The organism is Streptosporangium sp. NPDC003464 (assembly GCF_053588315.1).
In genome coordinates this window covers 1-12698 of record NZ_JBSFPS010000014.1, presented here as the reverse complement: position 1 = coordinate 12698, position 12698 = coordinate 1, and the positions used below count along the sequence as shown (strand labels likewise).

11 protein-coding genes and 1 pseudogene are annotated in these 12698 nt (G+C 69.9%); 11 read left to right on the top strand and 1 reads right to left on the bottom strand.

Translation table 11 applies throughout. The annotated features are described in order from the left end of the window. The first annotated feature begins 50 nt into the window (after positions 1-50). The 10 genes from ACWDS7_RS05425 (at position 51) to ACWDS7_RS05380 (ending at position 11452) form a co-directional block, all read left to right on the top strand. Positions 51-1289, top strand: a complete 1239-nt coding sequence (locus ACWDS7_RS05425) for an amidohydrolase (protein WP_451928242.1) — start codon at positions 51-53, stop codon at positions 1287-1289. A 143-nt stretch (positions 1290-1432) separates the two neighbouring features. Continuing rightward, positions 1433-2875 (top strand): ABC transporter substrate-binding protein, encoded by a 1443-nt coding sequence (locus ACWDS7_RS05420; protein ID WP_451928241.1) that lies wholly within the window; start codon positions 1433-1435, stop codon positions 2873-2875. A gap of 26 nt (positions 2876-2901) precedes the next feature. Beyond that, on the top strand, positions 2902-3909 hold the full coding sequence (locus ACWDS7_RS05415) for an ABC transporter permease (protein ID WP_451928240.1): 1008 nt from the start codon (positions 2902-2904) through the stop codon (positions 3907-3909). Beyond that, positions 3909-4907 (top strand): ABC transporter permease, encoded by a 999-nt coding sequence (locus tag ACWDS7_RS05410; RefSeq protein ID WP_451928239.1) that lies wholly within the window; start codon positions 3909-3911, stop codon positions 4905-4907. The genes ACWDS7_RS05415 and ACWDS7_RS05410 overlap by 1 nt, the downstream gene beginning before the upstream one ends. Next, positions 4904-5767: an ABC transporter ATP-binding protein gene (locus tag ACWDS7_RS05405; RefSeq protein ID WP_451928238.1), complete on the top strand. Its 864-nt coding sequence runs from the start codon at positions 4904-4906 to the stop codon at positions 5765-5767. Before ACWDS7_RS05410 ends, ACWDS7_RS05405 begins: the two co-directional genes overlap by 4 nt. Further along, on the top strand, positions 5764-6591 hold the full coding sequence (locus ACWDS7_RS05400) for an ATP-binding cassette domain-containing protein (RefSeq protein WP_451928237.1): 828 nt from the start codon (positions 5764-5766) through the stop codon (positions 6589-6591). Before ACWDS7_RS05405 ends, ACWDS7_RS05400 begins: the two co-directional genes overlap by 4 nt. After that, complete coding sequence (locus ACWDS7_RS05395) at positions 6588-7685, top strand: sugar phosphate isomerase/epimerase family protein (protein WP_451928236.1); 1098 nt, start codon at positions 6588-6590, stop codon at positions 7683-7685. The genes ACWDS7_RS05400 and ACWDS7_RS05395 overlap by 4 nt, the downstream gene beginning before the upstream one ends. Beyond that, on the top strand, positions 7664-9103 hold the full coding sequence (locus ACWDS7_RS05390) for an FAD-binding oxidoreductase (RefSeq protein WP_451928235.1): 1440 nt from the start codon (positions 7664-7666) through the stop codon (positions 9101-9103). Before ACWDS7_RS05395 ends, ACWDS7_RS05390 begins: the two co-directional genes overlap by 22 nt. Before the next feature lie 5 nt (positions 9104-9108). Beyond that, positions 9109-10215 carry a sugar phosphate isomerase/epimerase family protein gene (locus ACWDS7_RS05385; RefSeq protein WP_451928234.1) on the top strand — a complete coding sequence of 369 codons (1107 nt, stop codon included), beginning with the start codon at positions 9109-9111 and terminating at the stop codon, positions 10213-10215. Then, complete coding sequence (locus ACWDS7_RS05380; protein ID WP_451928233.1) at positions 10208-11452, top strand: M24 family metallopeptidase; 1245 nt, start codon at positions 10208-10210, stop codon at positions 11450-11452. Before ACWDS7_RS05385 ends, ACWDS7_RS05380 begins: the two co-directional genes overlap by 8 nt. 61 nt (positions 11453-11513) lie before the next feature. On the opposite strand, the pseudogene ACWDS7_RS05375 reads toward ACWDS7_RS05380, so the two are convergent. Next, positions 11514-11812, bottom strand: a pseudogene (locus ACWDS7_RS05375) (transposase); the annotation flags it as partial. Here ACWDS7_RS05375 and ACWDS7_RS05370 point away from each other — a divergent pair. Continuing rightward, positions 11812-12698, top strand: an 887-nt coding sequence (locus tag ACWDS7_RS05370) for an ADP-ribosylglycohydrolase family protein (RefSeq protein ID WP_451928232.1), incomplete at its 3' end; no start/stop codon positions are given. The pseudogene ACWDS7_RS05375 and the gene ACWDS7_RS05370 overlap by 1 nt on opposite strands.

The following is a 12698-nucleotide window of genomic DNA, read 5'->3' as shown; positions in this document are numbered from 1 at the left end:
TGATTCTGTCTGCGACTGTGTATGCCAACAGCGGAGCTGAGAGGATCGATGTGAGTCAAACGACCCTTCGAAACGGACGTCTTCGAGACGGCGGCCTCGTCGACATCGAGATCGCGGACACGGTCATCCGGGAGATCAGGCCGGCCGGCTCCCACCCTGTCGCCGGACCGTTCGAGGATCTCGCGGGGCGTCTTGTCCTCCCGCCGCTCGTCAACGGTCACGCCCACCTCGACAAGACCTTCTTCGGCGGGGAATGGCAGCCGCACGTTCCCGGTGGCAGCATCCGGGAGCGCATCGAGCTGGAGAAGGCGTGTCGCACCGCGCTCGACCACACCGCCGACGAACGCGCGTTCAGCCTCGCCCGCACGATGGTCGAGTTCGGAACCGGTACGTTACGCGCTCACGTCGACATCGACCCCGACATCGGGCTCGGCGGGCTGAAGCGGATGCTGCGGCTCCGCGAGACGTTCGCCGGTTGCCTGAACGTGCAGATCGTCGCCTTCCCGCAGAGCGGAATCGTCTCGGCACCCGGAGTGGCGGACCTGCTCGAAGAGGCGATGCGCCTCGGCGCGGACGTCGTCGGCGGGCTGGACCCCCATTCCCTCGACGGAGACCTCGACGGCCACCTCGATGCGGTCTTCGCGCTGGCGGCCCGCCACGGCGCCGGAATCGACATTCACCTGCACGAGGACGGCCCTGCGGCGCTCGCCGAGTACCGGGCGATCGCCGATCGCGTCGCCGCATACGGCATGCAGGGCTCCGTGGCGCTCAGCCACGCGTACGGGCTGGGCCGGCTGGGGGAGCGCGACTTCGACGAGATCGCCGGCGTGCTCGCCGAGCGGCGAATATCGATCATGACCAACGGGCCCGCCGGCCCCGTCCCGCCCGTGCTCGCACTCGTGCGACGTGGCGTCAATGTCTTCTCGGGAACCGACAACATCCGCGACAGCTGGTGGCCGTTCGGCTCCGGGGACCCACTGGACCTGGCGCGGACTGTCGCCCACCGTAACAGCCTGTTCACCGACGACAGCCTCGCCCTCGCCCTCGGCCTCGTGACCGACCGCGCGGCGGCCGCCCTCGGCGTGCAGGACTACGGCCTGCGCGCCGGCGGTCCTGCCGACCTCGTCGTGGTCGGCGCCCACGGTGCGGCGGAGGCCGTCGCCGCCCCGCCCGTGGCCCGCGACGTGCTCCGCGCCGACCGGTGGGTCTCGCGGCGCTCTCTCTCCACCCGATCGGACGTTCCCCGGTCGGCCGTCGAACCCTCCACACAATCCCCCCAGCACATCTGAGAGAGGAACCCGACATGAAAGGTCGCGCTACGAAGCGAGCCATTCTCGCAGTCCTTTGCGTAACGGCGGCACCGGCGCTGGCGTCGTGCGGGCTGTCCGCCCCTTCGAAGGACAGCGGCACCGGAACGAAGGCGGAGACCATCGTGGCCGCCGGCCAGGCCTCGCTCGAAACCCTCGATCCCCTGCAGTCGTCGAACGCTGACAACGACATCTTCATCAACGCGTTCTACGACCGTCTGGTCGGATTCGACTCCGAGTCCAAGATGATCCCCAAGCTGGCCACCTCCTGGGAGTTCAACTCCGACGCGACAGCCGTGACCCTCACGCTCCGCGACGATGTGGTCTTCCACTCCGGGAACAAGTTCACGGCCGAGGACGTGAAGTACACCCTGGACCGGGCGGAGCGGATCGCCTCCGGGAGCGACGCCTTCATTCCTTCGTACGCTTCATCGAAGGTCATCGACGACACCCACGTCACCATCACGTTCACCCGGCCGAGCGTGAGCTTCCTCGCGGGTCTCAGCTACCTCTACATCGTCGACTCCAAGGTCGTGCGGGGCAACGAGGGCACCGACCACGCTCAGCAGTGGCTGGCGACGCACGACGCGGGGTCCGGCCCGTACACGTTGAGCGGATACAAGGCGAACCAGGAGGTGAGCCTCTCCCGGTTCGGCAAGTACTGGGCGACGGACAGCCGCCGGCCGCAGAACATCGTGCTCCGCATGATCAACGAGAGCAGCCTGCTCAGGGACGAGCTCCTCACGGGGAACGTCGATCTCGGGTGGGGCCTCGCTCCCCTCGACATCAAGCAGCTCAACGGCAAGGCCGGCCTGGAAGGCTACTCGATGCCCTCGACGCGCGTGACCCTGGGCCTGATGAACACGCAGGGCAAGGTCACCGGCGACCCTCGGGTGCGCGAGGCGATCCAGCTCGCCTACGACTACGAGGGCCACATCAAGACCGCGCTGCAAGGCTCCGGAGAGATCGCCCGGAGCGTCACCCCCCGTGGCATGGACTGTGTTTACGACGGTCCCAAGCCCACACACGACGTGGCCAAGGCGGAACAGCTCCTCAGTGAGGCGGGAGCGGCCGGAGCGACGGTGACGATCGCCTACGACCCGGCGGTCCCGGAATTCAAGCTCGCCGGGACACTCCTGGAGAACAGCCTCCGCGAGATCGGCCTCGTGGTGAAGGTCAAGACGGCGACCTTCCCCCAGTACCTGCAGCTGATCTCCACCGCGGCGACGACCCCGGACATCTCGATCGCGTGGGATTTCGCACCGTACCCTGATGCCGGCGCCGTCCTGGACCGTTCCTGGAACTCCAAGGCGATCGGCCAGACGAACGGCGCGCGGTACGACAACCCGCAGGTCGACAGCCTCCTCGCGGCAGCCTCCACCGCCAAGGACCCGGCAGCGGCCTGCGAGGCCTACGTGAGCGCGCAGAAGCAGATCGTGGACGACCACGCCGCGGTGTACATCGCCTGGCCGACGGTGAACGGCGCCAGGAACGCCAAGGTGGCGAAGATCCCGTACACGCCCACGAGCCCAACCTTCGACGTCAGTCAGCTGCTGCTGGCGAAGTAATCGGACGGTCGCTGATGTTCGTCTTCGTGATCCGACGGATCGGCCTGGCGTTGCTGTCCGGCTGGGGCGTCGCGACGATCGTGTTCCTGATGTCGAAGCTGATCCCGGGCGATCCCGCCCGGGTGGCCGCGGGCCGCTTCGCCTCGGCCGAGCAGGTCGAGCAGGTCCGGCACGCGATGGGTCTGGACCAGTCCCTGGTCGCCCAGTACGGCAGCTACCTCGCCCGCGCGGCCGCCGGTGACCTCGGCAGCTCCGCCTACACGCACCAGGGGGTGGCCAGCGATCTGGCCGCGGCGCTCCCCAACACGGTTCAGCTGGTGCTCGCGGGGATGCTGATCACCGTGCTGGTGGCGGTCCCGCTGGGTGTCGTCGCGGCGGTCTCGCAGGGGCGGGCGGCGGACGTCGCCGCCCGTCTCATCCTCGTCCTGGCCGGCGGAGTCCCGATCTTCTGGTTTGCGATCATGCTCCGCTGGACGCTCGGGTTCCTCCTCGGCTGGTTCCCGCTCTCCGGCACGAACAGCGTGGGGATGGCACCACCCGACGTGACCGGGTTCACCGTGCTCGACTCGATCCTGTTCGGAAACCTCGCGAACCTGCAGGACTCGCTCGCGCACCTCATCCTCCCCGCCCTGGCCCTGAGCGTCCCGTTCATCGCCACGCTGGCGCGGAACGTGCGGTCGAACATGATCTCCGCTCTGCACTCCGACTACATCGACTTCGCGATCTCGAAGGGCGTCCCGCGCCGGCGGGTGGTCGTGCGCCACGCGCTCCGCGCCGCCATGGGCTCGACGCTGACGATCTTCGGCATGCAGTTCGGCTGGATGGTCAGCGCCTCCGTGCTCGTGGAGGCGGTGTTCTCGTTCCCAGGAATCGGCAGCTACATGTACAAGGCCATCGTCAACAACGACACGTTCGCCGTGCTGGGTGCGGTGCTCGTCGTCGGTTTCGTCTTCATCGTCTCCTCGGTGGTCGTCGATCTGCTGCAGATGCTCCTCGACCCGCGGGTGCGGACCAACCACCTGAGAGCTGCCTGATGACCGAGACCCGCGAACCCCTCAGCATGACCGAGACCCGCGAACCCCTCAGCATGACCGAGACCCGCGAACCCCTCAGCATGACCGAGACCCGTGAACCCCTCAGCGTTCCCGGCGGGATCGACCTGTCCACGGCCGCGGTCGGCCGGAGCATCGGCGGTGGGATCCGCCGGCTCTTCGGCCGGCGCGTCGCCCTGGTCGACCGCTCCGCGTTCGCCGGCGTCGCGCTCCTGCTGCTGCTCTCCGCGGTCGGCCCGTTCGTCACGCCGTTCTCGCCCTACGAGGTCGACCCGGCGAACGCGCTCCTGGCACCCGGCTCAGGTCACCTGCTCGGGACCGACGACGCCGGGCGCGACGTGTTCTCCCGTATCCTCGCCGGCGCGGGGACGACGCTGCTCGCGGCCGTGGGCATCGTGGTGCTGTCGATGATCACCGGCGTCCTCGTCGCGAGCGTCGCCGCGCTGCTGCCACGCTGGGCCGACGAGGCCGTCATGCGCGCGTGCGACATCTTCATGTCCATCCCGTCGCTCGTGCTCGCCCTCGGCCTGGCCGCCGCGATCGGCCCGTCGCTCGGGTCGATCATCATCGCGATGGTCGCGACCTCGTGGCCGGGCACCGCCCGGCTGGTGCGGGGCATCCTGCGCGAGACGATGAGCGGCTCCTACGTCGAGGCGGCCCAGGTGCTCGGGGTCTCGCGGCTCCGGCTCATGCTCCGGCACGTGCTGCCCAACTCGATGGACGCGGTGTACGTGCAGGCGAGCATGGAGATCTCCGGCACCATCGTGATGATGGCGGGCCTCGCCTTCCTCGGCGTCGGCGCACCCCCGCCGAGCCCGGACTGGGGGTCGCTCGTCGCCCAGGGACAGCAGTTCATCACGAGCGCGTGGTGGGTGGCTCTCTTCCCCGGCATCGCCATCACGATCTCCGCCATCGCCTTCGGTCTCGTCGGCGACGCCGTGCGCGGCTTCGTCGACCCGACCTCAAGGAGTGTCCGATGACCGAGGCCGTGCTCAGCATCCAGAACCTCAGCGTGCGCGTGCCCGAGCGAGCACGCATCGGAGGAGGCGCGGGCGACCTCACGGTCGTCGAAGGGCTCACCCTGGCGATCTGCCCGGGCGAGCGCGTCGCGCTGGTCGGCGAGTCGGGCTCCGGCAAGTCGATCACGGCCCGCGCCGTCCTGCAGCTGAACCGTTCCCTCACCTACGACGGCTCGATCCGGTGGGACGGGACCGAACTGCTCGGCGCCGGGGAGCGCCGGATGCAGCGCGTCCGCGGGAGCGAGATCTCGATGATCTTCCAGGATCCGATGACCGCGCTCAACCCCGTGCTCACGATCGGGCAGCAGGTGGCCGAGCCGCTCCTGGTGCGCGGCGTCGCGCGCCGCGAGGCGCTGCGGCGAGCGGCCGAGATGCTCGACCGGCTCGGCGTGCCGAAGGCGAAGGAGCGGCTGAAGGCCTATCCCGGCCAGTTCTCCGGCGGCATGCGGCAGCGCGTCGTCATGGCGGCCGCCCTCATCGCCGAGCCGCGCCTGCTCATCGCCGACGAGCCGACGACCGCCTTGGACGTACGGGTCCAGGAGCAGGTGCTCGACCTCATCGAGACCATGTCGCGCGAGATGAACCTCGCCGTGCTCTTCATCACGCACGACCTCGCGATCGTCGCCGGCCTGGCCAACCGCGTCGCGGTGATGTACCGGGGTCACCTCGTGGAGGACCGCCCGGTCGACGAGCTGTTCGAGAACCCACAGCACGCGTACACCCGCGGGCTGATCGGCTCGATCCCTCGCCTCGACGCGGACCCGAACACCCGGCTGCAGACGGTCGAGGACTTCATGGCGACGGAAAGGCCCCCGGTATGAGCAGAGTGCTGTTCCAGGTCGACGGCCTCTCGAAACGGTTCGGCTCCGGCCGCCGCACGCACCAGGCGCTGGACGACGTGAGCTTCGAGATCGCCGAGGGCGAGATCGTCGGCCTCGTCGGCGAGTCCGGCTCGGGCAAGTCGACGATCATCCGCTGCCTGATCGGCCTCGAACGGGAGGACTCCGGCAGCATCCGCTACGACGGCATCGATCCGGCACGACCGGGCCGCGGCGAGCTGCACCGCTACCGCCGCGAGGTGCAGATGGTCTTCCAGGACCCGTACTCGAGCCTCGACCCGCGGATGACCGTACGGCAGTTGCTGGAGGAGCCGATGCTCGTCATGGGCGGCTTCTCGTCCCGCGAGCGGATGGAGCGGATCCTCGACCTGCTCCGCCTGGTCGGGCTGGACGCCGAGCATCTGAGCCGCTATCCGAGAGACTTCTCGGGCGGCCAGCGGCAACGCATCGCGATCGTGCGCGCGCTGGTCGTCGGGCCGCGGGTGCTGCTGTGCGACGAACCGGTCTCCGCGCTCGACGTCTCGGTGCAGGCCCAGGTGCTCAACCTGCTCAAGGACATGCAGAAGCAGCTCAACCTGACCGTGCTCTTCGTCTCCCACGACCTCGCGGTCGTGAAGTACCTGTGCAGCCGCGTCGTCGTGCTCCATCACGGCCGCGTCGTCGACTCGGGCAGCGTCGCCGAGATCTACGACAGCCCCCAAGCCGACTACACGCGCGCGCTGCTCGAAGCCGTGCCCATCCCCGACCCGGCGTACGAGCGCGAGCGCCGAGAGCTGCGCAGGCTGCGGGCGGAGGGGACGCGATGACCAGGATCGGCGCCGACGTCAAGTTCTCCGGTGGCTCCTCCCTGCTGGGCGCGGACCCGCTCACGACCCTCGACGCCGTGGCGGGGCTCGGGTTCGAAGGCATCCTCGTGCGCACGGTCGACGGAGCCTTCCCCGAACTCGACCCGGGCGCGATCGGCGCGTTCGCCCAGGAGGCCCGGGACCGCGGGATGTTCGTCCAGCTCGGGCTCGGCAAGGTCAACCCGTACATGACCGCGGAGCTGCCGCGCGTCCGGGACCTCGGGGGCGGCAGCTACCTGGCCGGCATGGAACGGCTGATCCGCCTGTGCGCCGAGCACGGCTGGACCGAGGCCTGGACGGCCACCGGCGGCTTCAAGCCGTACCCCGGGCTGCTCAGCTTCGACCGTTTCCGCACCGACGTGGACTGGGCCGACCAGCTCGCCGCGACCCGCGACCTCCTGCTCTCCCTCGCGCCCGTGCTCCGCGAGTACGGCGTGCGCCTCAACATCGAGACGCACGAGGAGATCACGACCTTCGAGATCCTGCGCCTGATCGACCGGGTCGGCCCCGACGTGCTCGGCGTCTGCCTCGACCCGGCGAACCTGGTCGTCCGCGGCGAGCTCATCGGACCGGCCGTCGCCCGGGTCGCGCCGTACACCCACATGACGCATCTGCGCGACGCGATCCTCGCCGACGCGGAGGAGGGGCTCTCCCGGTTCCTCATGCCGATCGGCCGCGGGATGACCGACTGGCCGCGGCTGCTCGACACGCTCCTGGACGCGCAGCCGGAGATCGACCTCGTCATCGAGGGCGTCGGCGGCACCCGGGCGGAGATGTCGCTGCTGCCCGACGACCCGCGGTGGTGGCCGGCCCATCCCGACATGACCGCCTCCGACCTGGAGGAGCTGCGGTCGCTCGCGGCACTGCACGCGGCCAACGCCGCCGCCGGCGTCTGGCCGGGGCTCGACGGACTGCGGCGCTCCGGCCCGGCCGGGCCGGAGCTGCGCGCGTTCCTCGGCGAATCGCTCGCCGAGCTCCGCGCCCTCCTCGACCTCCGAAACTCAACCCTCGCCAGTGAAGGAGAACTCACCACATGCACGAACCCGAGGTCCTGAACAGCCTCGCGTCCGCCGTCGGCTGCGACGTGGTGTACCCGGGCCAGCCGGGGTACGAGTCGCTGCGCCGCGTCTGGAACGCCGACATCGACCAGCACCCGGCGGCGATCGTGCGCTGCACGAGCACGGCCGACGTCGCGGACGCGCTCCGCTGGTGCGTCGCCAACGCCTACCCGCTGACCGTCCGGGGCGGAGGGCACAATCTCGCCGGGACCAGCGTCGCGGACGGCAGCGTGCTGATCGACACCGGGCTGATGCGGTCGGTGTCCATCGACACGGAGGCGCGGACGATCACCGTGGGCGCCGGCTGCCGCTGGGGCGACGTGGACCGCGCGGCGGAGCCGTACGACATCGCCCTGCCGGCCGGCGTCGTCTCCCACACCGGCGTGGCCGGCCTCACCCTCGGCGGCGGCATGGGCTACCTCTCCCGCATGTTCGGCTCCACGGTCGACTTCCTGCGCGAGGTGGAGCTCGTCACCGCGGACGGCGAGGTGCGCCGCGTCAACGCCGACAGCGACCCCGACCTGTTCTGGGGGCTCAAGGGCGCGGGGCACAACTTCGGGATCGCGACCGAGTTCGTCTTCGGCTACGTGGACCTCCCCGGCCTGGCGACGGTGCGCCTCTCCCTCTACCCGGCGGAGTCACGCAAGCAGGTGCTGCAACTGTTCCGCGAGCAGGGGCCGGCGATGCCGGACAACGTCGGGACCTACGTGCGGCTCTACCGCAGCCCGGAGTACTGGTCGCAACTGCCCCGCGAGCACCGTGGCAGGCCGATCATCTCGGTGGCGACCGTCACCTACGGCGATCCGGCCGACGAGCCCGCGCTCAGCGCGCCGATGTTCCGGACCGGCGACCCGATCTATCACACCGTGCGCTCCATCCCGCACGTGACGCTGCAGCACGCGACCGACGACGAGTTCCGCTACGGCATCGCGCACTACTGGCGGCATGTCGCCTTCGGCGAACTCCCCGACGAGCTGCTCGACCTCGCCATCGAGCACGTGGACGCCTACCCCGGGCGCTCGCTCAACTCCAGTTCGTTCATCACGCACCAGACGATGTGCCCGTTCGAGCTCATCGCCGGCCGGCTCCAGCCGCGCGACCACGCGGACGACTCCACCTCGGGCATCCACTCCCGCTGGGCCGGCAACATCGGCGCCGACTGGGAGTACCCGGACGAGCGCGAGGCGCTGGTGGCGTGGGTCAGGCGATTCTCGGCCGCCGTCTCGGAATGGGAGAACGGCAGTTACGTCAACTTCACCTCCGAGCAGGAGGACGAGGGCGGCGCCCGCGCGATCTACGGTCCGAAGTACGACCGGCTGGTCGAGCTGAAGCGCCGCTACGACCCGCTGAACGTCTTCGACCACGGCCTCGTCGACCTCCAGCCCGCCGGTGCCGACCAGCCGGGCGCGGAGTAGCGACCATGCTGAGAGTCGGTGTCGACAGCTCCAAGTTCCCCGGCGCGCCGGGGAGGGGAGCGGTCTGGCTGCTCGAGCAGGCGGCGGCGCTCGGCCTGGACGGCGTGTTCTTCCGGTCGGTGCTCGAACTGAGCGAGAACCTCGACCCGGCGGAACTGCGCGACGCCGTACAGGCCGCGACGGCGCTGGGCCTGCGGGTCGAGGCGGGGGTGGGGAAGGTGAACCCGTTCGCCAACCCCGAATCACCCGCGGTCCGCGCCCTCGGCGACGGGGACTACCTCCTCGGCCTGCGACGGATGATCACCGCCGCCGCGGACGCCGGCATCCGGGAGCTGTGGACCGCGACGGCGAACTACCAGTTCCGCCTCAGCGGGCTGTACGCCTGCGACCGCTTCCGGACCGACGTGAGCTGGCCGCGGCAGCTGGCCGCCATCGAGCGTTTCCTCGGCAAGGTCGCGCCGGTCGCCCGGGACGCCGGCGTGCGTCTCGACATCGAGACGCACGAGGAGATCACGACGTTCGAGCTGGTCCGGATCGTGGAGGCGGTGGGCGCCGACGTGCTCGGCATCACCTTCGACACCGCGAACGTGCTCGTGCGCTGCGAGGACCCGGTGCGCGCGATGCACCGCGCCGCGCCCTACGTGCGGGCCACCCACATCCGCGACGTCGCCCTGGCGTTCACCGACGAGGGCATCGGCCGGTTCCTGCTCCCCGTCGGCCAGGGTGTGATCGACTGGCCCGCGCTGCTCGCGCCGCTCGCCGGCCGCGACGTGATGCTCTCGATCGAGGGCATCATCGGCAGCCGCGCCGAGATGTCGCTGCACATCGACGACGAACGCTGGCTGCGGGCACATCCGGACCTGACCGCCGCGGAGGCGCTGGAGGTCGTACGGCTGACACGGGCGTACGAGGCTCGTGCCGCGGCCGGCTCCGCGCCGGACCTGCACCGGCTCAGAGCGCCGGTCGCACCGGGCGAGCCGCTCGAATTCATCAGGGAGAGCGCGCGTCGCCTGCGCGAGCTCGTCGCGGCCCTCCCACCGTCCCTCCTGCCGTCAACCACGTCGTCAACCACGTCGTCAACCAAAGAGAGAACAGAGCACTCGCATGACTGAAATCTTGGAAGAGACGACCGTCAAGTACCCCACCCTGAGCCTGCGCGAGCGTGACCGCCGCTGGGCCTCGATCCGGGCCCTGCTGGAACGCTCCGGGCTCGACGGAGTGGTCGTGTTCGGCTACGGCCGGGACTCCGCCGACTCCTACATCACCAACGAGGTCACCCACTCGGTCGTGCTGTTCACCCGGACCGGCGACCCGCTCCTGCTGGTCGGGGACGTTCCCCTCGGCCGCTTCGACGAGCCGGGCGCCCGCTGGGAACGCTGGGTCGCCGACTGGGTGCCCGGGGACACGCTCGCCAACCTCGCCGACGCGGTGCGGGAACGCGGCCTGGACCGGACGGCGCTCGGCGTCGTGGGTCTCACCAGCCGGTTCGTCGGCGACTGGTCCGGAGTCATCCCGTTCGGCGAGTGGACGCGCGTGCTCTCGCTGCTCCCCGACGTCACCTGGGTCGACATCTCCGGCGCGTACGAGTCGCTCGCGCTCGTCAAGAGCCCCGAGGAGCAGGTCCTCCTGCGCCGGGCCGCGGAGCTCGGCGAGGCGGCCTGCGCGGCGTTCGTCGGAAAGGTACACGAAGGCGCGAACGAGCATGAGATCGCCGCCGCCTCCTTCCACGCGATCATCGCCGGCGGCGGCTGGGCGCGCTGGCCGTTCATGCTGGAGCGCGCGGGAGCGTCGCGCTTCGCCTGGAACATCCCCGAGTGGTTCGGCATGGGCGGCGCCCCGCACGTGCTCCGGCGCGGCGACACCATCGCGGCGGAGATCTTCGCGTTCTACGGGGGCATGGAGTCGCAGCAGCAGATCGACGTGTCCCTCGGCGAGCCGGACGCGCTGCTCCGTGAGCTGGAGGAGGTCTGCCTGGAGTCCTACCAGGCCGGCCTGGCCGCGCTGCGTCCCGGGCTCCGCTTCTCCGAGCTCGCGGCGGTCATGGAGGAGCCGCTGCACCGCTCCCGCACCTGGAACACCGGCCCGATGGTCCAGACGGTCTCGCCGCTCTACAACAGCGCCACCCGCCTGCACCCGGAGGTCGACCCGGCGCTGTCGCACCTGGAGAAACTGCCGAGCGGCAAGGGACTCGACGGCGACTTCGAGATCACCGAGGGACACGCCTTCGCGTTCGAGCCCAACGCTCTGCGCGACGGCAAGCGCGTCTGCATCGGCGGCACCGTGCTGCTGACGGCAGCCGGCCCGGAGGAGCTCAACACCATCCCGAACCGGCTGAACGTAGTCGATTGACCCTGCTGGGCGCCGCGGCTTACCAGACCGCGGCGCCGGCTGTCGTCGACAAGCCTTCAGCGCGGTCGGCATGCAGTCGCCGGGGCTTGCGACGGGACGGCCGCGGAGGCCACGGAGGCCGTGGATCGGCGGGATCTTGTCCAGCAGCGGCCGGAGCAGCGGCCGGAGTTGGGTGACGTCATGGTGGTTGCGGCCGGTGAGGGAGACGGCCAGGGGTGTGCCGTGGGTGTCGACGATCAGGCGGTGCTTGGAGGCGGGACGGCCTCGGCCGACGGGGGAGGGGCCGACGTGGTCCCCCCTTTCAGCGCGCGGACGTGGTTCCCCTTTTTTCAGCGCGCGGATATGGGAGCCTTCGAGAGATGTCAATCACTCCTTCTGCGCGTGCCACGGCCTCTCTGCACGGCCTGGCCCTCGGCGACGCCTTTGGTTCGCAGCTCTTCGTTCCGGCCAATCGTCACGCTCTCTCCGGCCGTCTGCTTCCGTCCGCCCCATGGCAGTGGACCGATGACACCGAGATGGCGTGCTCCATCTATCGCGTCCTGGCTGATCACGGTGTTGTCGATCAGGACAAGCTCGCTGCGGGTTTCGCCGGCCGCCACGACTTCGATCGTGGATACGGCCCGGCCACCAATCGGATGCTCCGCCTTATCCGTGAAGGAGGCGACTGGCGGACACTTTCGTCCGAGTTGTTCGACGGCAAAGGCTCGTGGGGCAACGGCGCCGCGATGCGGGTGGCACCACTTGGTGCCTGGCTCGCGGAGGATCTCGCGGAAGTCGTCCGACAGGCAGCCTTGTCGGCGCAGGTCACTCACACGCACTCGGAAGCGGTGGCCGGTGCCGTTGCCGTTGCCGTGGCCGCGGCGACGGCGGTCAGGGAACCCGATCTCTCCCCAGGGCGGTTTCTCGACAGGGTCAGGGAACATGTGCCCGCGAGCATGGTCCAGGAAGGTATCGCCGAGGCTCGCCAACTCCTCACCATCAGGGATCCCGTGCTTGCCGCCCAGGTGCTGGGCAACGGGCGGCAGGTCAGCGCGCACGACACGGTTCCCTTCACGCTCTGGGTGACGGCTCGCGAACGTCATGACTTTGAAGCGGCCATGTGGACCACCGCGACAGCTGGGGGTGATGTCGACACCACCTGTGCCATCGTCGGCGGCATCGTCGCGGCTTCCGGCACCGCCGGCTTCCTCCCTCCGGAGTGGAGGAGGAGATGCGAACCACTACCGGACTGGGCGGGTGTTCCACC

Bases quoted from the DNA above. Each gene is read 5' to 3' on its own strand.
- ACWDS7_RS05400 (WP_451928237.1), top strand. From the start codon at position 5,764: ATGAGCAGAGTGCTGTTCCAGGTCGACGGCCTCTCGAAACGGTTCGGC.
- ACWDS7_RS05405 (WP_451928238.1), top strand. From the start codon at position 4,904: ATGACCGAGGCCGTGCTCAGCATCCAGAACCTCAGCGTGCGCGTGCCC.
- ACWDS7_RS05380 (WP_451928233.1), top strand. From the start codon at position 10,208: ATGACTGAAATCTTGGAAGAGACGACCGTCAAGTACCCCACCCTGAGC.
- ACWDS7_RS05395 (WP_451928236.1), top strand. From the start codon at position 6,588: ATGACCAGGATCGGCGCCGACGTCAAGTTCTCCGGTGGCTCCTCCCTG.
- ACWDS7_RS05390 (WP_451928235.1), top strand. From the start codon at position 7,664: ATGCACGAACCCGAGGTCCTGAACAGCCTCGCGTCCGCCGTCGGCTGC.
- ACWDS7_RS05385 (WP_451928234.1), top strand. From the start codon at position 9,109: ATGCTGAGAGTCGGTGTCGACAGCTCCAAGTTCCCCGGCGCGCCGGGG.
- ACWDS7_RS05410 (WP_451928239.1), top strand. From the start codon at position 3,909: ATGACCGAGACCCGCGAACCCCTCAGCATGACCGAGACCCGCGAACCC.